General features: G+C 68.7%; 20 protein-coding genes. 9 read left to right on the top strand and 11 right to left on the bottom strand.

Features of this window, described 5'->3' with window-relative positions; all coding sequences use genetic code 11:
* The first annotated feature begins 63 nt into the window (after positions 1-63).
* The gene (locus ACZ7SW_RS05145; RefSeq protein WP_470229097.1) at positions 64-900 is read left to right on the top strand and encodes an alpha/beta fold hydrolase; all 837 of its coding nucleotides are present in this window, start codon (positions 64-66) and stop codon (positions 898-900) included.
* On the opposite strand, the gene ACZ7SW_RS05140 is transcribed toward ACZ7SW_RS05145, so the two are convergent.
* Both ACZ7SW_RS05140 and ACZ7SW_RS05135 read right to left on the bottom strand, forming a co-directional pair.
* Entirely contained in the window at positions 859-2,298 is a 1,440-nt protein-coding gene (locus tag ACZ7SW_RS05140; RefSeq protein WP_470229096.1) for an amidase, read from the bottom strand. The genes ACZ7SW_RS05145 and ACZ7SW_RS05140 overlap by 42 nt on opposite strands.
* Positions 2,299-2,467: 169 nt before the next feature.
* Complete coding sequence (locus tag ACZ7SW_RS05135; RefSeq protein WP_037712143.1) at positions 2,468-2,728, bottom strand: DUF397 domain-containing protein; 261 nt, start codon at positions 2,726-2,728, stop codon at positions 2,468-2,470.
* A 180-nt stretch (positions 2,729-2,908) separates the two neighbouring features.
* Here ACZ7SW_RS05135 and ACZ7SW_RS05130 point away from each other — a divergent pair, with 180 nt between their 5' ends.
* Positions 2,909-3,208, top strand: a complete 300-nt coding sequence (locus tag ACZ7SW_RS05130; RefSeq protein WP_470229095.1) for a hypothetical protein — start codon at positions 2,909-2,911, stop codon at positions 3,206-3,208.
* A 4-nt stretch (positions 3,209-3,212) separates the two neighbouring features.
* Complete coding sequence (locus ACZ7SW_RS05125) at positions 3,213-3,449, top strand: hypothetical protein (RefSeq protein ID WP_470229094.1); 237 nt, start codon at positions 3,213-3,215, stop codon at positions 3,447-3,449.
* A gap of 150 nt (positions 3,450-3,599) precedes the next feature.
* On the opposite strand, the gene ACZ7SW_RS05120 is transcribed toward ACZ7SW_RS05125, so the two are convergent.
* Positions 3,600-4,178: a TetR/AcrR family transcriptional regulator gene (locus ACZ7SW_RS05120; protein ID WP_470229093.1), complete on the bottom strand. Its 579-nt coding sequence runs from the start codon at positions 4,176-4,178 to the stop codon at positions 3,600-3,602.
* 116 nt (positions 4,179-4,294) lie between these two features.
* On the opposite strand from ACZ7SW_RS05120, the gene ACZ7SW_RS05115 reads away from it, so the two are divergent.
* Positions 4,295-5,464 carry an MFS transporter gene (locus tag ACZ7SW_RS05115; RefSeq protein WP_470229092.1) on the top strand — a complete coding sequence of 390 codons (1,170 nt, stop codon included), beginning with the start codon at positions 4,295-4,297 and terminating at the stop codon, positions 5,462-5,464.
* A 29-nt stretch (positions 5,465-5,493) separates the two neighbouring features.
* Positions 5,494-5,877 carry a nuclear transport factor 2 family protein gene (locus ACZ7SW_RS05110; protein ID WP_470229091.1) on the top strand — a complete coding sequence of 128 codons (384 nt, stop codon included), beginning with the start codon at positions 5,494-5,496 and terminating at the stop codon, positions 5,875-5,877.
* Positions 5,878-5,910: 33 nt separating this feature from the next.
* Here ACZ7SW_RS05110 and ACZ7SW_RS05105 read toward each other — a convergent pair whose 3' ends face one another.
* On the bottom strand, positions 5,911-6,759 hold the full coding sequence (locus tag ACZ7SW_RS05105) for an SAM-dependent methyltransferase (RefSeq protein ID WP_470229090.1): 849 nt from the start codon (positions 6,757-6,759) through the stop codon (positions 5,911-5,913).
* A gap of 120 nt (positions 6,760-6,879) precedes the next feature.
* On the opposite strand from ACZ7SW_RS05105, the gene ACZ7SW_RS05100 reads away from it, so the two are divergent.
* Positions 6,880-8,034 carry a glycosyltransferase gene (locus ACZ7SW_RS05100; RefSeq protein WP_470229089.1) on the top strand — a complete coding sequence of 385 codons (1,155 nt, stop codon included), beginning with the start codon at positions 6,880-6,882 and terminating at the stop codon, positions 8,032-8,034.
* Here ACZ7SW_RS05100 and ACZ7SW_RS05095 read toward each other — a convergent pair.
* Positions 7,994-8,848: a helix-turn-helix domain-containing protein gene (locus tag ACZ7SW_RS05095; RefSeq protein WP_116199605.1), complete on the bottom strand. Its 855-nt coding sequence runs from the start codon at positions 8,846-8,848 to the stop codon at positions 7,994-7,996. The genes ACZ7SW_RS05100 and ACZ7SW_RS05095 overlap by 41 nt on opposite strands.
* Before the next feature lie 282 nt (positions 8,849-9,130).
* Here ACZ7SW_RS05095 and ACZ7SW_RS05090 point away from each other — a divergent pair, with 282 nt between their 5' ends.
* Together ACZ7SW_RS05090 and gndA are read left to right on the top strand one after the other, a co-directional pair.
* Positions 9,131-10,048, top strand: a complete 918-nt coding sequence (locus ACZ7SW_RS05090; protein ID WP_470229088.1) for an MBL fold metallo-hydrolase — start codon at positions 9,131-9,133, stop codon at positions 10,046-10,048.
* Between the two features lie 56 nt (positions 10,049-10,104).
* On the top strand, positions 10,105-11,541 hold the full coding sequence (gene gndA, locus ACZ7SW_RS05085) for an NADP-dependent phosphogluconate dehydrogenase (protein WP_470229087.1): 1,437 nt from the start codon (positions 10,105-10,107) through the stop codon (positions 11,539-11,541).
* Between the two features lie 63 nt (positions 11,542-11,604).
* Here gndA and ACZ7SW_RS05080 read toward each other — a convergent pair whose 3' ends face one another.
* The 4 genes from ACZ7SW_RS05080 to ACZ7SW_RS05065 form a co-directional block, all read right to left on the bottom strand.
* Positions 11,605-12,327, bottom strand: coding sequence for a Clp protease N-terminal domain-containing protein (locus ACZ7SW_RS05080; protein WP_470229086.1), 723 nt, complete (start codon positions 12,325-12,327; stop codon positions 11,605-11,607).
* 61 nt (positions 12,328-12,388) lie between these two features.
* The gene (locus ACZ7SW_RS05075) at positions 12,389-13,561 is read right to left on the bottom strand and encodes a 4-hydroxybenzoate 3-monooxygenase (RefSeq protein ID WP_470229085.1); all 1,173 of its coding nucleotides are present in this window, start codon (positions 13,559-13,561) and stop codon (positions 12,389-12,391) included.
* 13 nt (positions 13,562-13,574) lie between these two features.
* Positions 13,575-14,798: an NAD(P)/FAD-dependent oxidoreductase gene (locus ACZ7SW_RS05070; protein WP_470229084.1), complete on the bottom strand. Its 1,224-nt coding sequence runs from the start codon at positions 14,796-14,798 to the stop codon at positions 13,575-13,577.
* Between the two features lie 66 nt (positions 14,799-14,864).
* Complete coding sequence (locus ACZ7SW_RS05065; protein WP_470229083.1) at positions 14,865-15,944, bottom strand: erythromycin esterase family protein; 1,080 nt, start codon at positions 15,942-15,944, stop codon at positions 14,865-14,867.
* Positions 15,945-16,033: 89 nt separating this feature from the next.
* Between ACZ7SW_RS05065 and ACZ7SW_RS05060 the strand changes: the two genes are divergently transcribed.
* The gene (locus ACZ7SW_RS05060) at positions 16,034-16,714 is read left to right on the top strand and encodes a MerR family transcriptional regulator (RefSeq protein ID WP_470229082.1); all 681 of its coding nucleotides are present in this window, start codon (positions 16,034-16,036) and stop codon (positions 16,712-16,714) included.
* A gap of 52 nt (positions 16,715-16,766) precedes the next feature.
* On the opposite strand, the gene ACZ7SW_RS05055 is transcribed toward ACZ7SW_RS05060, so the two are convergent.
* Positions 16,767-17,075, bottom strand: coding sequence for an NIPSNAP family protein (locus ACZ7SW_RS05055; protein WP_470229081.1), 309 nt, complete (start codon positions 17,073-17,075; stop codon positions 16,767-16,769).
* Positions 17,072-18,193, bottom strand: coding sequence for a 5-methyltetrahydropteroyltriglutamate--homocysteine S-methyltransferase (locus ACZ7SW_RS05050; RefSeq protein ID WP_470229080.1), 1,122 nt, complete (start codon positions 18,191-18,193; stop codon positions 17,072-17,074). The genes ACZ7SW_RS05055 and ACZ7SW_RS05050 overlap by 4 nt, the downstream gene beginning before the upstream one ends.
* Between the last annotated feature and the right edge of the window lie 13 nt (positions 18,194-18,206).

Here is an 18,206-nt window from a genome sequence, read left to right as displayed (position 1 = left end):
AACCATTGAAACCGGTGAGAACCCGCGCTACCGTCTAACCCTATGAGCCGGTTAGAAGCAGCCATGGCCCAGGTAGCCGACCTGCGCATGCACTATCTCCGCGGCGGCGACGGTCCGCCGCTCTTCCTCCTGCACGGCTGGCCGCAGACGTCGCACTGCTGGCACCGCGTCGCCGGGCCACTGGCCGAGAGGTACACCGTGATCGCCCCTGACCTGCGCGGATACGGACGCACCGACAAACCCCGCACCGGCTACGACAAGCGGACGATGGCCGCTGACGTCGCGAAGCTGGCCGAGCAGCTCGGGTTCGACCGGGTCGCGGTCGCCGGGCACGATCGCGGCGGCCGGGTCGCGCACCGGTGGGCACTGGACCGTCCGGACCAGGTCGAACGGCTGGCCGTACTCGACATCGCACCGACGCGCGAGATGTGGCGTCGCCTCGACCGCGACCTCGGGAAGGCTTACTGGCACTGGCTTTTCCACCTCCAACCAGACCTTCCCGAGTTGCTGGCAGGACAGAACATCGCCGCCTACCTCGGGTACTTCTTCGAGCGCTGGACCTTCCAACGCCACGGGCTGCCCGCCGAGGACGTCGCCGAGTACGTCCGGGCCTTCGAAGCGCCCGGCGCCCTCCGAGCCGGTTTCGACGATTACCGCGCCTCGTTCCCGGACGACGCCGAACTGGACGACGCCGACTACGCCGCCGGGAAACGCCTCACCCAGCCGGTACTCGCGATGTGGGGCAAGGCCGGTCTGCTCGGCAGCCTGCCCACGCTCGACATCTGGCGCGACTACGCGGACCACGTGACCGGCATCGGCCTCGAAGACTGCGGGCACTTCCTCCCCGAGGAACAACCCTCACAAGTCGTGGCGCATCTGCGGGAATTCCTGGCCAGTTAACGGAATTCGGGCAAATCCAGCGCCCACGGCCTGCTCGATCGCCGCGCCGACGCGGAAAGCCGTGCCGTCGTCGTACTTGCCCGCGACGACCTGAACACCGGTCGGCACTCCGTTGCCAGCCCAACCAGACGGCACGGCGAGCACCGGATGCTCACTGCCGACATTGAACGCCGGGGTGAGCGAAGCGTCGGAGAAGTGTTCCAGCGCAACACCATTGACCATGACCTCCGCGGACAGATAGTCCTCGCCAGCGGCGAAAGCGGTGGCGCCAAGGGTCGGCACGACGAGCGCGTCGAACCGGCCGAACACCGCGTCAAGGCCTTCGCGGATCGCCGCTTCGACCGCGTGGCCGGTTTCAGCGTCCACAATGTTCTCGACCCCTTTGCGCGCGAAGGCCTGGCAGTACAGGGTGATCGTGCCCGGATTCCGCCGGTCCAATTCCAGGACTTCGGCGGCCAGGCCGGTCCCGAAGTGCGCCCACAGGGCCTGTTTGACCATGTCGAGCGCCCAGTCGATCTCGATCTCTGTCACCACCGCACCAGCGGACGCAAGCGCCTGCCCGACGGCGCGGGTGTTGGCCTCGACCTCAGCGTCGACTGGGAAGTCGCCAGGCACCGGGCAGCACGCGACGCGGAGCCCGCGCACGTCACCCGGCTCGATAAGAGCCGCCGGGAGCCGCGAATGCGGGTCACGCGGGTCCTCGCCCGCCATGACGTTCTGCAGGAGCGCGCAGTCGGCGACGGTCCGGGCCATCGGGCCGTGGTGGTAGTAGGTGTCCAATCCGGCCGGCGGCAAGACCGGATCGCGCCCGTGCGGCGGCTTGAACCCCACGACACCGGTGAACGAGGCAGGCGCGCGGAGCGAACCGCCGATGTCCGACCCGGTGGCGAGAAAAGCGGTCCCGGCCGCCAGCGCCGCGCCCGAACCGCCGGACGAGCCGCCGGCCGCGGTCTCGAGGTTCCACGGATTACGAGTAGTCCCCCAGCGTCGCGTGTGAGACAGCGGCATGCAGCAGAACTCGGACGTCGTCGTGCGAGCGTGCAGAATCCCACCGGCCGTCTGGATCCGGCTGAGCCCGATCGCGGTCTCCCGCGCCAGCTGAGGCGGACGCAGGAGGGTGCCGTCGCTGACCGGGTGCCCGGCCAGCGGCTGTTCTTCCTTCGCCGCGATTGGCAGCCCTTCGAGCGGCCGCGGCCGCCCACCGGGCGCGTACTGCTTCTCCGCGACCGCCGCCGCCCGCAGCGCCTGCTCGAACATCTGCTCGGCGAACGCGTTGACGTCCGGCTCGACCCGCTCGGCCCGTTCCACGACCGCGCGCATCAGCTCCACGGGTGACAGCTCGCGAACCCGAAAGAGCCGCAGCGCTTCGCCGGCGGAGAGGTAGTGAAGTGGGGTCATGGCGCGCTCCGCGGGGTCGGGCCGCTCAACCTACTCAGCCGGCGACCCTCGCCAAGCCGACATTCAACCCGCAACCCCCAGCACCCACGGTGACCAGAGCGAATCCGTACTCCACCCGATCGAGTGACTGTTCGCGAATCGTTCTCGGTTGAGACCTCGTCGTGGTGGACTACTCGCTCGGCGGCAGGTCGAACTGGCCCGCCTTGACCGCGACGAGGAAGGCGTCCCACTCGCCACGGTCGAAGACCAGCACCGGGCTCGCCGCGAGCTTCGTGTCGCGCACGCCGATCAGGCCGGGACGGGAGAGGTTGACCTCGACACAGTTCCCGCCGTTGGGCTCGCTCGCGAACGACTTCGCCCAGGCAGCGGCCGCGAACAGCGACTCTGCCGTGTCCGGGTCGTAATCCTGGGGCGACGGATAATCCGCCATGGGTCGTCCACCTCCGAGCCTTGTGCAGGGCGTGCGGTCTAGTGCACGTCCCCGGCTTCTTTGCGTCACTACGGAGCAAACCGCAGGGCCAAGCGGGTGATCAACTCGACCCGATCTCGACATGAAGATTATTCCAGGAGTAGGATTAATCGCAGCGATCGGGGCGTCAGTGGTGGGTGAATGGCTTGCGACATTCAGCCCAACACCGTCAGCACCAGCCCGGGCACCCGGCCCGGGCAGCGGTTCAGCCGCGAGATCACGGGAGGAGTGCGGATGCGAGCCGACCCGTTCGGCCCGGCCAGGAGCCGATCCGCCCGCCTCTCCGAGATCGTCGCTGGTCCAGGTGCTGTGACGACCCTGCGGAGACGCCGCAACGAAGCGGTTTCCCTGGTGCCCGGCGTTGATCCGCCTGGCGCGTATTACCCCGATCCGGCCGGCGCCGACCCGCGCCGGTTCCCGTTATCCGAACTGGGGGTGTGATCCCATGGCCGTCCGGCTCACCACGCTTTTCCGCCGTGAGGACGAACACACTCGCGGCCGGCGTGGGATCAATCACGAATTGCGCAACCGGTTCGGGTTCAGCCTGATCCAGGCCCCGCTGCGCAACCCGATGGTTGTGGACACCGAGATCGAAGTGCCTGCTCCGCGCCAAGCGGACAGCGTCCACGCCACCTGCCACCGTCGCGAGACACGAGTACCGCTGCTTCACGGGCTCGGCTGAGCCGCCGCCCGCATCGTCCACGCTCCCCGGAAGTCCTTGCCCGGGGAGCGTTTTCGTGTCCGGGGAGCCTCGACCGCGGCATCCGGCTGAATGGTCGAGACCATTGGCAGCGGTCTAGACCACCACATTCAGGTCCGAACCAAGCTCCGGTCAGTCCGCCGCGGGCCGCTCCCCGGCCATCGCCCGAACCGCCGCCGAAACCTGAGCGCCGAGCCGGTCCAGCGAGTAATCCTCGCCCAGCACCATGCGGCGCAGCTGCGGCATCGACAGGCTCCAGCCGACCAACCCCATCGTGAAGAACAACAACGCCTTCGGATCCTCGCCGCCGCCCGCGAGCGCGGTCTCCGCGGCCGCGACCTTGTCCGAGTAGTGCCGGGCCCGGGCCGCTTCCTCGGGCACCGGCTCGTCGCCCATCTCCAGCGCTTCCCACAACAGCAACCGGAGCGCCTCGGGATGGGCGCGGTGATACTCGAACAAGGCTCCCGCGTACGCACCGAGCTCCGCGTCGGCCGCGGGCGGCACGGCTTCGGCCAGCTCAGTCATCAGCCGCTCCAACACCGCCGCGAACAACGCCTTCTTGTCGCCGAAGTAGTCGTAGATCGCCCGCTTGTTGGCTTCGGCGGACGCCGCGATGCGGTCGACCCTGGCGCCGGCCACCCCGTAGGCGGCGAATTCGGCCGACGCGGCGGTGAGGATGCGGTCCTTGGTCGCGGCGGAGTCGTATGCCATGCGGCAAGGGTAACGAACCAGTTCGTTTGACACTCGCGATCATCGCCTTCTAAGATTCGAACTAACTAGTTCGATCGATCTGGAGGGCAGAGCTGACCACGGCGGAAAGCCCGCCCTTGGCCCGGCCGCTGCTGTTCGGGGCGATGGCGGTGTGCAGCGGGGCGACCGTCGCGAATGTGTACCTGGCGCAGCCGCTGCTCACGTTGTTCGCGAGCGAGTTCGGCGGCGCGGCGTCCTCGGCCGGGCTGGTGGTGACGTGCGCGCAGTTCGGTTACGCGGCGGGGATCCTGTTCCTGGTGCCGCTCGGCGACGTACGCCGACGGCGCCCGCTGCTGACCGCGCTGCTCGCCGCGACGGTCGTCGCGCTGCTGCTCGCGGCGGTCGCACCGAATCTGTCGATGGTCGCGGCGGCCGCAGCGCTCGTCGGCGGGTTCACGGTGATCCCGCAGGTGTTGGTACCGCTGGCTGCGGAGTTGGCACCACCGGAGAAGCGGGCTTCAGTGGTCGCTGGAGTCCAGATCGGCTTGATGACCGGGATCATCGGTTCACGGGTAATCGGCGGCGCGGTCGGCGAAGCGATCGGCTGGCGTGCGGTGTATCTGCTCGCGGCCGTTCTGACCGCGGCGTCCGGACTGGCGACCATCGCACTGGTGCCCCGCGAAACCGCCCGGGCGAAGACCATCGGATACGGGCAGTTGCTCGCGTCGCTGCCTCGATTGCTGCGCAGCGAACCCGTGCTGCGCCAGTCCTGCCTGCTGCACGCGTGCCTGTTCGGCGCTTACAACGCCACCTGGACCTCGCTGGTACTGGTGCTCACCCACGATCCGTACCGCTTCAGCACCGCGACCGCCGGATTGTTCGGCTTGCTGGGATTGGCGGGCGCGTTCGCCGCGCCATGGGCGGGCCGGTACATCGACCGGCGCGGCGCGTTGCCGATCGTCACCGCAGCACTGGTGCTGACGTTGGGCTCGGCGGGTGCCTACGCGCTCGGCCAGATCTGGCTCGCATTCCTGGTGGTAGCGATCATCGCGGTCAACATCGCCGTGCAATGGAGCCAGATCGCCAACCAGGCCCGCGTTTTCGCTCGGCTTCCCGAAGCACGCAGCCGCGCCAACACCGTCTACATGGTCGCGGTTTTCCTCAGTGGCGCGCTCTGCGCGGCACTAGCCGCGGTGTGCTACGGCGCGTTCGGCTGGCTTGGAGTCTGTGCGCTGCAAGGGATCCTCGCCGTGGCTGGCCTCGCGGTCCTGCCCGCCGCGCGCAGTTACGACCGCACCTTCGCCTGAAAACCCTTCAATACCAAGGAGAATGTCCAATGCTCGCGATGCCGCCCGCTGTCACGCAGTTCTTCACCGCGTCCCAATCCGGCGACGCGGACGCCTGGGCCGGCGCGTTCGCCGCCGACGGCGTCTTCCACGACCCGGTCGGCGAACCGCCGATCGTCGGCCGCGCCGCGATTCGCGAGTTCATCGCGTCGGTGCTGCCGAACTTCAGCCCGTTCCTCGGCCTCACCCCGCGCGAGGCGCACGCCGTCGGCGGATCGGTCGCCGTTTCCTGGAGCGGCGCGGCCGTCACCGGCGGCGGGGTCCCGGTCAACTGGTCCGGCATCAACGTCTACGACCTCGACGAGGACGGACTGATCAGCGAAGCCCGCGCCTACTTCAACCGGGCGATCTTCCAAGCCCAGCTCGCCGGATGAGGCCCTGGGCCGGAGCCGGGCGGCTCCGGCCCGTCAGGGTTTGCGGCCCAGCGCGCAAATCCCGCCGCTGAACGAGGGATCGTCCGACATCCGGTCGCCCGCGCTCGATTCGCCCGCCTCCGGATGCCAGTCCGACACCCACGAGATGCCCGGCTCCACCAGTTCCAGCCCGGAGAAGAACTCCCCGAACTCCGCCCGCGAGCGGTAGTGGAACGGCGTGCTCGACTTCTGGTACTGCTTGTGGATCGCGTCGCGGCTCTTGCCGTCGGTCGTCGGCACGCCGTCGTCGGTCAGGTGCGAGGACAGGAAGTACGAGCCGGACGGCAGCAGCGACAGGTACTTCCGCACGATCTCCAGCGCCGGCTCGTCGCGGCCGACGAAGTACAGCACCCCGACCATGATCAGCCCGATCGGGCGCTTCGGGTCGAGTACGCCGGTGTCGAGCGCGCGCGGCCAGACGTCGGCCGGATGGCGCAGGTCGCCCTGCAGGACCGCGTGCCGGTCGGCGACGCCCTCGCGTTCCAGCAGGATCTGCGAATGCGCGACGGCCACCGGCTCGTTGTCGACATAGACGCAGCGCGCGTTCGGGTTCACCGAGGTGGCGATCTCGTGGACGTTGCCGACCGTGGGCACGCCGGAGCCGATGTCGAGGAACTGGTCGATGCCCTGCTCGGCCATGTACCGCACGCCGCGGCCGAGGAACTCGCGGCCTGCCTTGGCGATGGTCTTGATCATCGGAAAGGTCTGGACCGCTCGCTCGCCGAACTCGCGGTCGATCGCCCAGTTGGCGGTGCCGCCGAGGAACCAGTCGTAGATCCGCGCCGCGTTCGGCCGATCGAGGTCGACGCCCTCCGGGGCTTCCGGATCCGGTGCCTGAGTCATCAGCTTCCCCTTCCGTGCGGGTACCAGTGTGCCCACTCGCCGCGCCCGCGCGCCGCCGCCCCCGGGAACCGCCCGAAAATGCCACGACTCCGGTACATCCGGGCCACTAGGTTGCGGTGGATGCGCATCCTCTTCTCGTTCGTCGGCGGTCGCGGCCACTTCGATCCGATGGCGCCGGTCGCGCGAGCGCTCCTCGCGCGCGGCCACACCGTAGCGGTCGCCGGCGGCGGTTCGCACGTACCCGCACTGGCCAAGGCCGGGTACACGACCTTCGCGGTCAACAAACCACGCGAGGTCGAGACGACGCGACAGCCGATGCCGCCGGTCGATCCAGCGCGCGACGACTGGGAAATCCGGGAACTGTTCGCCCGCCGCGCGACGCGGGAACACGTACCGGTGCTGCTGGAGATCGCCCGGGAATGGCGGCCGGACCTGATCGTCCGGGACGAAGTGGACTTCTCCGCCGCGATCGCCGCCGAGGTACTGGGCCTGCCGTGCGCCACAGTGCTGGTGCTCGCCGCGGGAACGTTGCTGCGCACGGAACTCCTCGCCGACCCGCTCGCCGAAGCCCGCGCCGCGCACGGCCTGCCGGACGACCCGCGACTCGAAATGCTGACTCGCGGCCAGGTGCTCTCCCCGCTCCCGCCGTCCTTTCGCGACCCCAGCTCGCCGCTGCCGCCCGGCACTTTCTCGTTCCGCCAAGGAGATCCGGTCGCGCCCCGTCAGCCCGCCGAGAAGCCGCACGTGTACTTCACGCTCGGCACCAACTTCAACCTCGAGTCGGGCGACCTCATCGAACGCACTCTCGCCGGGCTAGGCCAGCTGGACGCCGACGTGACCGCCACCGTCGGCACCCAGATCGACCCCGCGGAGTTCGGACCGCAACCGGCACACGTCCGGGTCGAACGGTTCGTACCGCAAGCCGAACTGTTGCCGCGCCTCGATTTGATGATCTCCCACGCCGGCTCGGGCAGCGTGATCGGCGCGCTTTCGCACGGTCTGCCCTCGCTGCTTTTTCCGATGGGCGCCGACCAGCCCGGCAACGCGCGACGCTGCGCCGCACTGAACGTCGGGCACGCACTCGACCCGGAAACGTCCACTCCGGACGAAATCTGCCAAGCCGCCGCGAAGATGCTCGCCGACCCCAGCTATCGCGAGGCCGCGCAACGCATGCAAGCGGAGATCAACGCCCTGCCTGCCGCCGAAGCCACCGTGCCGGTGCTCGAAGCGTTGGTCACATCATCTGCGAACGATAGCTTTCCGCCAGCTCCTTAAGGAACTGCCGCGTCTCGCCCCGCTCCAAAGCCGCACCACGCAGCCGGTCCCACGAGTCCACGAAGATGTTGAAGTCCTTCACATCATCGAGGTACAGCCCGCCCGCGGAGTGTTCGATGTAGACGAAGTCGCGCGTGCGGTCCGGGAACCGCATGATCGTGAAGTCGTTGGGCACCGCGGCGAGCTTCGCGCTGAACGGCAGCACATGCACGTACACGCGCGGGTGCCGGTCGAGCGCGAGCAGGTGCTCCACCTGGTCCAGCATCACCGCGGGCGCGGACCCGCCGGGCGCGCGGCGCAGTGCGCCCTCGCTGATGATGAACCGGTAGTACGGCGGCTGCTGCTGGTCGAACACCGCCTTGCGGTCGAGCCGGTTGCGCACGAGCGACGTGACGTCGGTGGCTCCCGCCTCGGTGAACTGCTTGAGCATGTAGTGCTCGGACTGCAGCGGCCCCGGGACCCGCTCACCGTGCCAGGTGAGGATCTCCGCGGCGGCGGGTTCGAGGTCGGTGAAGGTGCGGAACCAGTGCGGCACCACCGACCGGTAGCCCGACCAATGGCCGCGCTGCCCGGCCGCGGCCCGGGCCAGGTTCATCAGAGTGTCGGCTTCTTCGCCGTTGATCCCGAACGCGTTCAGCATGGTCCGCACATCTCCGAGCTTGACCCCCACCGCACCGGACTCGATCTTGTTGACCTTGCCCTGGGTGCAGCCGAGTACCTCGGCGACTTGCTGCTGCGTCATCTTCGCGGCGTTTCGAGCATGCCGGAGCTCGTTGCCGAGCTGCTTGCGGCGCGAGGTGACGGTGCTCGCCATCTCCCCTTGCTCTCCCGAACACTACTGCCGGCGGGCTCTCCGCCGGACCGCGAACTACGAACCACCCAGGCCACTGCGACCCAACGGAGTTCGATGATGACACCCGGCAGCGTTTCAGGAAATGCACGAGAACGCCAGTCACCCGCCATGTCACCCTGCCGGAGCAGTCGATTCCAGGCGCGCCGGACATCCCGGCTACTCCATTCGGACTAAGAGGAGACTTCCGGGCACAGCTGCGCCGCGGATCTCCCATGCCGGCGACCCGGGCGGCATAGTATCGGCGTGATCGATCGATCCCCCGGCGCGGCGAGCGTCAAACAGCTGGCAGACGGCGCGTTCGGCTACGTCCAGCCCGACGGTTCCTGGTTCATCAACAATTGCGGCTTCGTCGACGCCGACGGGCACGCTGTGCTTATCGACACATGCGCGACCGAACGGCGCACGCGCGCCCTGCTTTCGGCCGTCGGCGACACCGTCGGCCCGGTCACGACGCTCGTCAACACTCATCACCACGGCGACCACACCAACGGCAACTACCTCGTCGGCGGCGCCACCGTCGTCGGCCACCGCAAAACCCGCGAGATGCTGCTGGCCGACGGGATCCAGCGGTACGAGGGCGTCTTCACCGACAGCGATTGGGGCAAGCTCGAACTGCGCGTGCCCGACCTGGTCTTCGACGACACCGTCACCATCTACGCCGGACAGACCCGGATCGACCTCATCCACCCCGGAAACGCCGCGCACACCACCAACGACGTCCTGGCCTGGCTGCCGCAGCAGCGCCTGCTCTACGCGGGCGACCTGGTGTTCAACGGCGGCAGCCCGTTCGCGCTGATGGGCTCGGTCGCCGGCTGGCGGGCCGCGCTGAACGTGATCCGCGAGCTCGACCCGGCGGTCATCCTGCCCGGCCACGGCCCGGTGTGCGGGCTCGAAACGGTGGACTTGGTCGACGACTACCTGGAGTTCGTCCAGCGCACGGCCGAAACCGGCAAGGCCGCCGGGCGTACGCCGCTGGAGCAGGCGAGGGCGACCGACCTCGGCCGGTTCGCCGAGCTGACCGAACAGGAGCGCCTCGCCGGGAACCTGCACCGGGCGTACGCCGAACTCGACGGCGGGCAGTGGGGTGCGCCACTCGATCTGGTGGCTCCGCTGAAGGACATGCTGGCCTGGAACGGGGGCCCGATCCGCTGCTTCTCGTGAGCACCGGTTTTGTGGCTAGGCTCGGAATCCGGCATAGGTTTTCGGAAAGGTTTCGGATGAGCAAGAAGGCGAGCATCGGGGTTACCGGCCTCGCGGTCATGGGCCGCAACCTGGCGCGGAACCTGGCCCGGCACGGACACACCGTCGCCCTGCACAACCGCTCCGAGGAGCGGACGCGCTCGCTCGTCGAGCAGTTCGGCGACGAAGGCGACTTCATCCCGGCGTACTCCGCGCAGGAGTTCGTCGACGCGCTGGAGCGGCCGCGGCAGATCGTGATCATGGTGAAGGCGGGCGGCCCGACCGACGCCGTCATCGAGGAGTTCGCGCCGCTGCTGGAGCCGGGCGACGTGATCGTGGACGCGGGCAACGCGCACTTCGCGGACACCCGCCGTCGCGAGCAGGCGCTGCGCGAACGCGGCCTGCACTTCGTCGGCACCGGCGTGTCCGGCGGCGAGGAAGGCGCGCTGCACGGGCCGAGCATCATGCCCGGCGGGTCGAAGGAGTCCTACGAGTCGCTCGGGCCGTTGTTCGAGGACATCTCGGCGAAGGTCGACGGCGAACCGTGCTGCACGCACGTCGGCGCGGACGGGGCCGGGCATTTCGTCAAAATGGTGCACAACGGCATCGAGTACGCCGACATGCAGCTGATCGCCGAGTCGTTCGACCTGCTGCGCGGCGCGGCGGGCTACTCGCCGGCGGAGATCGCCGACGTCTTCGGCACCTGGAACACCGGTCGGCTCGACTCGTACTTGATCGAGATCACCGCCCAGGTGCTCAAGCACGTCGACGGCGCGTCCGGCAAGCCGTTCGTCGACGTGGTCGAGGACGCGGCGGAGCAGAAGGGCACCGGCCGCTGGACGGTGCAGATCGGGCTGGACCTCGGCGTGCCGATCAGCGGCATCGCGGAAGCCGTGTTCGCGCGGTCGCTGTCCGGGTCCACGGGGCTGCGTTCGGCCGCTCGTGGATTGGGCGGGCCGACGCGCACGCCGCTGACCGGGTCCGCGCTGGAGACCTTCGCGGACGACGTCGAGCAGGCGCTGTACGCGTCGAAGGTGGTCGCGTACGCACAGGGCTTCAACCAGATCCAGGCCGGTGCCGCGGAGTACGGCTGGGACATCGACCTGGGCCGCGTCGCCTCAATCTGGCGCGGCGGGTGCATCATCCGGGCGAAGTTCCTGAACGACATCACGTCCGCCTACGCCGCCGAGCCGGGCCTCCCGACGCTGCTCACTTCCGGCGGCTTCCGGGCGGCTGTCGAAAACGCGCAGGACTCGTGGCGTTCGGTGATCTCGACGGCGGTCCGCCTGGGCATCCCGACGCCCGGCTTCTCGACCGCACTGGCGTACTACGACGGCCTGCGCGCGGACCGGTTGCCGGCCGCGCTGGTGCAGGGACAGCGCGACTTCTTCGGCGCGCACACCTACCGGCGGGTCGACCGTCCCGGCTCGTTCCACACGCTGTGGGCCGGGGACGGCTCTGAGGTCGAGGCCTGAGTTGTGTCGGTCCGTGAAGGACTCCTTGCGGGAATCTGATTCCCGCAAGGAGTCCTTCACGGCTCACTGATTGAGCGTGCCCAGGATTTCCGCGAGGAACTCCTTGATCTTCGCTTCGGCCCGTTCCTTGTCGACCCCCAGTGCGGCAAGGACTTCGTACCCCGCGCCCTCGCCCTGTTCCAGCAGGGCGAGCAGGATGTGCTCGGTACCGATGTAGTTGTGCCCGAGCCGCAGGCCCTCGCGCAGGGTCAGTTCGAGGGTTTTCTTGGCCGCTGGAGCGAACGGCACCTTCTCGGGAGCCTCGCCGAGCGGTTCCGGCAGCTTCGCCTCCGCGGCTTCCTTCACCGCCTCCAACGTCACGCCTTGGGCGACGATCGCGCCCGCGGCCAGCGCGGCGGGTTCGGAAAGCAGCCCGAGCAGCAGGTGCACGGTGTCGATCTCGACGTTCTTGCCGTCGATGGCCGCCTGCTGAGCTGCCACGATGACGTGCCGGGCCCGGTCGGTGTAGCGGCCGAACATCCGTTGTATTCCGCCGGATGGATCATCGCCCTTCGGGACGAACCTCTTCTGCGCGGCTTGTTTGGACACGCCCATGCTGGCCCCGATGTCGGTCCAGGAAGCCCCGCTGCGGCGGGCCTGGTCGACGAAGTGGCCGATCAGGTGGTCAGCCACTTCACCGAGGTGCTGGCCGACGTACACGGCGTCGGTGAGCTGGGCGAGGGTGTCTTTTTCGTTGTTGGCCTTGATGGCGTTGATGAGGTCGTCGAGCTTCACGGAGTCGGTCATGTCGTCAACCGTAGGTTGACGACAGCGTTGCGTCAACCCTTGATTGACCAGGTCGGCGCCCTCAGGCGAACGGCAATCCCACGTAGTTCTCCGCCAAGCTCGTCGCCGCCGCCCTCGACGAAGCCGTATACCTCAGCTGCGACAGCTGCAGCCTCCGAGCGAACGCGTCCGACCCCGGGTCCACGTGCAGCATCGTCGTCATGAACCACGAGAAGTGCTCCGCCCGCCACACCCGGCGCAGGCAAGTGTCCGAATAGGACTTCGCCAGCGACGAATCCCCCTGCAGCAACGCGACCAAAGCCCGCGACAGCACCACCACGTCCGCCATGGCAAGGTTCATCCCCTTGGCCCCGGTCGGCGGCACGATATGGGCCGCGTCGCCCGCCAGGAACAGGCGACCGTGGCGCATCGGCTCGGTCACGAAGCTGCGCATCGGCGTGATGCCCTTGTCCAGGATCGGCCCCTCCTGCAGGGTGAACTCCCCCTCGACCGCCAGGCGCGTCGACAGCTCCGTCCAGATCCGGTCGTCCGACCAGGCCGCCAGGTTCTCCCCCGGATCGACCTGCAGGTACAACCGCGTGACGTCCGGGGACCGCATGCTGTGCAAGGCGAATCCGCGCGGATGATGGGTGTAGATCAGCTCCTCGTGCGACGGCGGCGTCCGCGCCAGAACGCCCAACCAGGCGAAGGGGTACTCGCGTTCGAAGGCGGTCAGCACACCGTCCGGAATGGACGGACGCGAGACGCCATGGAACCCGTCACAGCCAGCGATAGCGTCGCATTCCAGGGTCTGCGAGGCACCGGAGGAATCCCGGTACCGCACAACAGGGCGCGAAGTGTCTACATCGGACAGAGAAACATCCGAGACCTCGAAGTGCAGCGGAAGATCCGCCTCCTCGTGCGCGTCGACGAGGTCCTTCACAATCTCCTGCTGCCCGTAGACCGTGATCGCCTTGCCGGTCAGCTCGGTGAGCGCGATGCGGTGATCGGCCCCGTCGAAACGGAGCGAAAACCCTTCGTGTGGCAAGCCTTCCGCCGCCAGCCGACCGCCGAGGCCGATTTCGGTGAGCAGGTCGACCGTCGGTTGCTCACACACCCCGGCGCGCACGCGTTGCCGCACGTACTCGCGGTCGCGCGCTTCGAGCACGACAGCCTCGACACCCGCCTGGTGCAGCAAATACGACAGCAGCAACCCGGCCGGTCCAGCGCCGATCACGGCGACCTGCGTGCGCAACGGAACCTCCGAATCAAGCCGCGGTGCGCGACTTCAGATGTGCTTTCAGATCGAACGAGCTGGCTTCCAGATCCGCGTACGCCGGATGCGGTTCCGCGGCGAAAAGGCGGCGCGCAGCGATGTGGTCCGGCGCGCGGTTGACCGATTCGACGGCGATCAGCACCTCGTCGCGGAAGGACAGCACAGAGAACTTCCCGGCGGACCGGTCACCGGTCACGACGGTCCGGTCGGCGGCCCCGAGAATGCCCGCGATCTGCAGTTTCGCGCCGGTCTGGTCGGTCCAGAACCACGGCAGGCTGTCGTAGCGCGCCGGTTCCCCGGCGATCGCCGCGGCCACCGAACGGGCCTGGTCCACGGCGTTCTGCACAGATTCCAGCCGGGTCGCGGCACCGGCCTGGACGCACGGGAAGCACGCGCAGTCGCCGATCGCGAAGATCTTCGGGTCCTCGGTGCGCAGGTGTTCGTCCACGACGACCCCGTTGCGCACCTCAAGCCCGGCCGCCTCGGCCAGCGCCGTCTCCGGCAGCACGCCGACCGCGACGACCACGAGGTCCGCGGGCAGCCGTCGCCCGTCGGAGAGTTCCACGGACTCCACGCGGCCGGACCCGTGCAGCGCGGTAACTCCGACGCCCAGCAACAGCGTGTGCCCGGCCGCCCGGTGATGTTCGGCGAAAAACTCCGAGATCTCCGGCGAAGCGACCCGCGCCAGCAGCCGGTCCTGCGCCTCCACCACGGTGACCGGACGGCCGGCGTGCGCGGCGAACTCCAGCCCGATGAACCCGCCGCCGATCACCACGACGTCCCCCGCCGCGTCCAGCGAAGCCCGCAGCCGGTCGGCGTCCGCGCGCGTGCGCAGCGTCAGGACGCCTTCGAGGTCGGCACCGGGCACCGGCAGCGCACGGTTGCGCGCGCCGGTGGCCAGCACCAAATGGTCGTACCCCAGCTCAGTACCGTCCTCGAGCCGGACTTTCGCCGCGTCCCGGTCGATCGCGGCGACCCGGCCGCGGACCAGCTCGATGTCCTTTTCAGCGAAGTAATCCTCGGGCCGCAGCACCAGCTGCTCTACACCCGCGCTGCCCGCCAGATACGCCTTCGACAGCGGAGGCCGCTGATACGGCACCCCCGGTTCGTCGCCGACGAGAACCACGCGGCCGGCGAACCCCTTGTCGCGCAAGGACGCCGCGGCCTGGAACCCGCTTTGCCCACCGCCGACGACGAGAACGGTCTCGGTGCTCATCTCGCTCCTCCCGACATCTGAGGTCCATCTGAGCACACCTCAGCCAAGATCGTCGAGGAGCGGCGGTCAGACCCGATGCAGGAACGCGATCGCATCCGCCGCCTCGACCGCGTCGAACGGCAGATACTCCCGTCCGTCGCCGGTCCGCGCGGGCAGCCCGGGGTCGATTCCGGCGGTTTCGACCAGTTCACGGTCCTGGACCGTCGCGGCGAGATACGCCTGCAGCGTCCCCGGCGCGGGCTCCCCTACCGCATCGGACGAGCCGAAATCGGTGGCAATGAACACATACCGGTCACCAAGCCGGTGCGCGACGTGTGCGCCCGCACTCCACCACTGCGCACCCATCATCGAGGCCGCGCGACGCTGCAGGTGCTGGTTGTGCGCGGACACGAACGCGCCGGGCAGCGCGAGCAGGTTGTCCGCCATCATCGCGTCGCGCTGCGCCCCGAGCCTGCCCATCCGTTCCGACGAGGTGTCGGCCATCAGCGAGTGGTAGCGGCAGAGTCCGACCGCGGTCCGGGCTAGCAGGTCGCCGCCGTCGGGCAACGCCGGTCGGGCCCGTTCGAATCGGCCAGCCAGATCGTCGGCGACCAACCGCAACTCGCGCCCGTCGGGACTGTCCCCTTTGGACTTCGCCCCGTCCCACATCGCCGCTTCGTCCGCCCAGGCCGCGTCGTCGCCAGCCAGCCGCTCGATGGTCGCGACGTCGTGCGGCACGTCGTCAAGATGCTTCGACAGGAAGCCATGCAGTTCGGTGAGCACAGCTCGCGGACTGGGCGCGCTGGCCATCTCCAGCGGGGCGTCGAAGCCGTGGAAGTGGACCTGGTCTTCGGGCTTGCGGCCAGTGTTGTGGTCGCGCAGCCACTCGACCAGCGCGCGGTTCGACGGGAACGCTCCGAAGCCGTGGCTGAACCCGGTGGCCAGCACCTTGTCGAGATCACCTTCGCCGGTCGTCACGTAGCGGTCGACCAGACGTCCGGCCAGGCAGTCGGTCTCCAGCGCGATCGATCGACACCCGTGTTCGCGGACGAGGTGCTGGAAGATTTCGTTGCGGAACAACGGGAACGCCTCGGTCCAATGGGTGGGCTCCCCCAAACCGAGCAGGACCGGGGAACGGCGGGCGAGGAAGTCGTCGAAGGTCTTCATTGCTTTGACCGTATCGTTGAACTCTCCGTTGGCACTTCTTCGCGAATCACCTGGTTGAATGGCGGTGAAACCCTCAAATCGGAGGTGACATGCGTCCGAAGGACCTCGCCCGCGAGCACGGCTTGTCGACCCAAGCCGTCCGCAATTACGAGGAGGACGGCATCCTCCCGTCCGCCGAACGCGGACCGCAGGGCTACCGGACGTACACCGAACACCACGCGCAAGCGTTGCGCGCCTTCCTCGCCCTGCGTCCCGGCTTCGGCCACGCCCGCGCGGCGGCGATTCTGCGCGCGGTCAACGAGCGTTCGGAAGACTCCGCGTTCCAGCTGATCGACGAGGGCCACGCCGAGTTGTCGCGCGACCGCGGCACCCTCACCGAGGTCGAGCGCGCGCTGCGGAACCTGACCGAGGAACCGGCCGTGCGCCAGACGGTCCCGTCGATTGGCGCGCTCGCGCACCAGTTGTCCGTGCACCCCGCCACGCTGCGCAAATGGGAGGCTGCCGGGATCCTCCAACCGGAACGCGATCGAGCCGGGAACCGCCGCTACCCGCCGGCCGCGGTGCGCGACGCCCGCCTCGCGCATCAACTCCGCCGCGGCGGCTACCCGCTCGCCCGGATCGCGGCGGTGCTGGAACAGGTCCGCCACGCGGGCGGGGTCGCGCCGCTGGAAGAAGCCTTGCGTACCTGGCGTTCCCGGCTCACCGCCCGGGCACACGCGATGCTGGACGGGGCGGCCCAGCTGTCGCGCTACCTCGCCGAACGTCCGTGAAGGGAACCCTGAGGGACTCTGATTCCCTCAGGGTTCCCCTCACGGACCCGGGTCACTCCGGCAGCAGCGGCCGCATGAAGGTGCGCCGGTACCGGATCACGCATCCGCTCTCGTCCCGGATCCGGTCCGCCGCCACGAACTCCGGGTCCACTCCGAACAGCGTCCGGTACCGCTCGTACGCGGCCAGGCTTTCGAAGCTGAACAACGCCCGAGCCTCGTCGCTGGCCCCTTCGGCGGGCAGGAAATACCCGTGGTGCACCCCGCCCTCGCGCCGCACCAGCCGCATCCACTCGGCGGCGAACCGCTCGAAGTCCGCGATCTTGTCCGGGTCGATCACGTAGTCGACAACGCAGGTGATCACGAACGACCCCAGACCCGCTCCGCGGTCGAAACGATCAGCTCCAGTTTCCGCAACTGCTCACTGGCGGTCAGATCGTTTCCCTCCTCAGTGGACGAAAACCCGCACTGCGGCGACAGGCACAGCTGGTCGACGTCCACATACCGCGACGCCTCCTCGATCCGCCGCACCAGCGCGTCCGGGTCTTCCAGCTCCGGCCGTTTGCTGGTGACCAGCCCGAGCACGACCCGCTTTCCCTTGGGCACGAACCGCAACGGCTCGAAACCGCCGGAGCGTTCGTCGTCGTACTCCAGGAAGAATCCGTCGACCGCCAGCTCGCCGAACAGCGCTTCGGCGACGAACTCATAGCTCCCCGACGCCGCCCACGACGAGCGGAAATTGCCGCGGCAGAGGTGTGTCGTCACGGTCAGGTCCGCCGGTTTCCCGGCGAGCGCTGCGTTGATCGTCGAGATGTTGCGCAGGTGCATGGTGTCTGGGTCGCTGCCCATCCGCGCCACCAGCTCACGCTGCTTCGGGTCGTTGAGGTACGCCAGACTGGTGTCGTCCAGCTGCAGATACGTGCAGCCCAGCGCACTCATCGCGCGCAACTGCTCCGCGTACGCCGCGCTGAGGTCGGTGAAAAACTCGTCCAGTTCCGGGTACACGGTCTCGCTCACCGCCGCCCGGCCGCCGCGGTAATAGACCATGCTCGGCGACGGGATGGTCAGCTTCGGCGTGATGCCCGGGTCGGTGTGCGCCTTGAGGAACTCGAAGTGGTCGGCGAAGATCGGCTCGGCGAGGCCGACCTTGCCGTCGACCTGCAGGCCCGGCGGGCTGAACTCCAGGTCACCGGCCAGATTGTGGAATTTCACGTGCAGCCGCTCGTCGCTGCGCGAGACGCCGCCGAGCGCGTAGATGAAGTCCATGTGCCAGGAGGACCGGCGGAACTCGCCGTCGGTCGCCGATCGCAGGCCGGCCGCCTTCTGCATCTTCACGACGTCGCGGATCGCGTCGTCCTCGACGGCTCGCAGCTGTTCGGCGGAGATCTCCCCCGCCGCGTGGTCGCGCCGCGCTTCGCGCAGCACCGGCGGCCGCAGCAGGCTCCCTACATGATCGGCACGGAACGGAGGTCGTGCAGTCATGTCTGGCATGGTC

It is taken from the genome of Amycolatopsis sp. NPDC114484 (genome assembly GCF_055633755.1).
The sequence above is the reverse complement of the archived record's forward strand: the minus strand, read 5'-3'. Positions and strand labels throughout refer to the sequence as shown.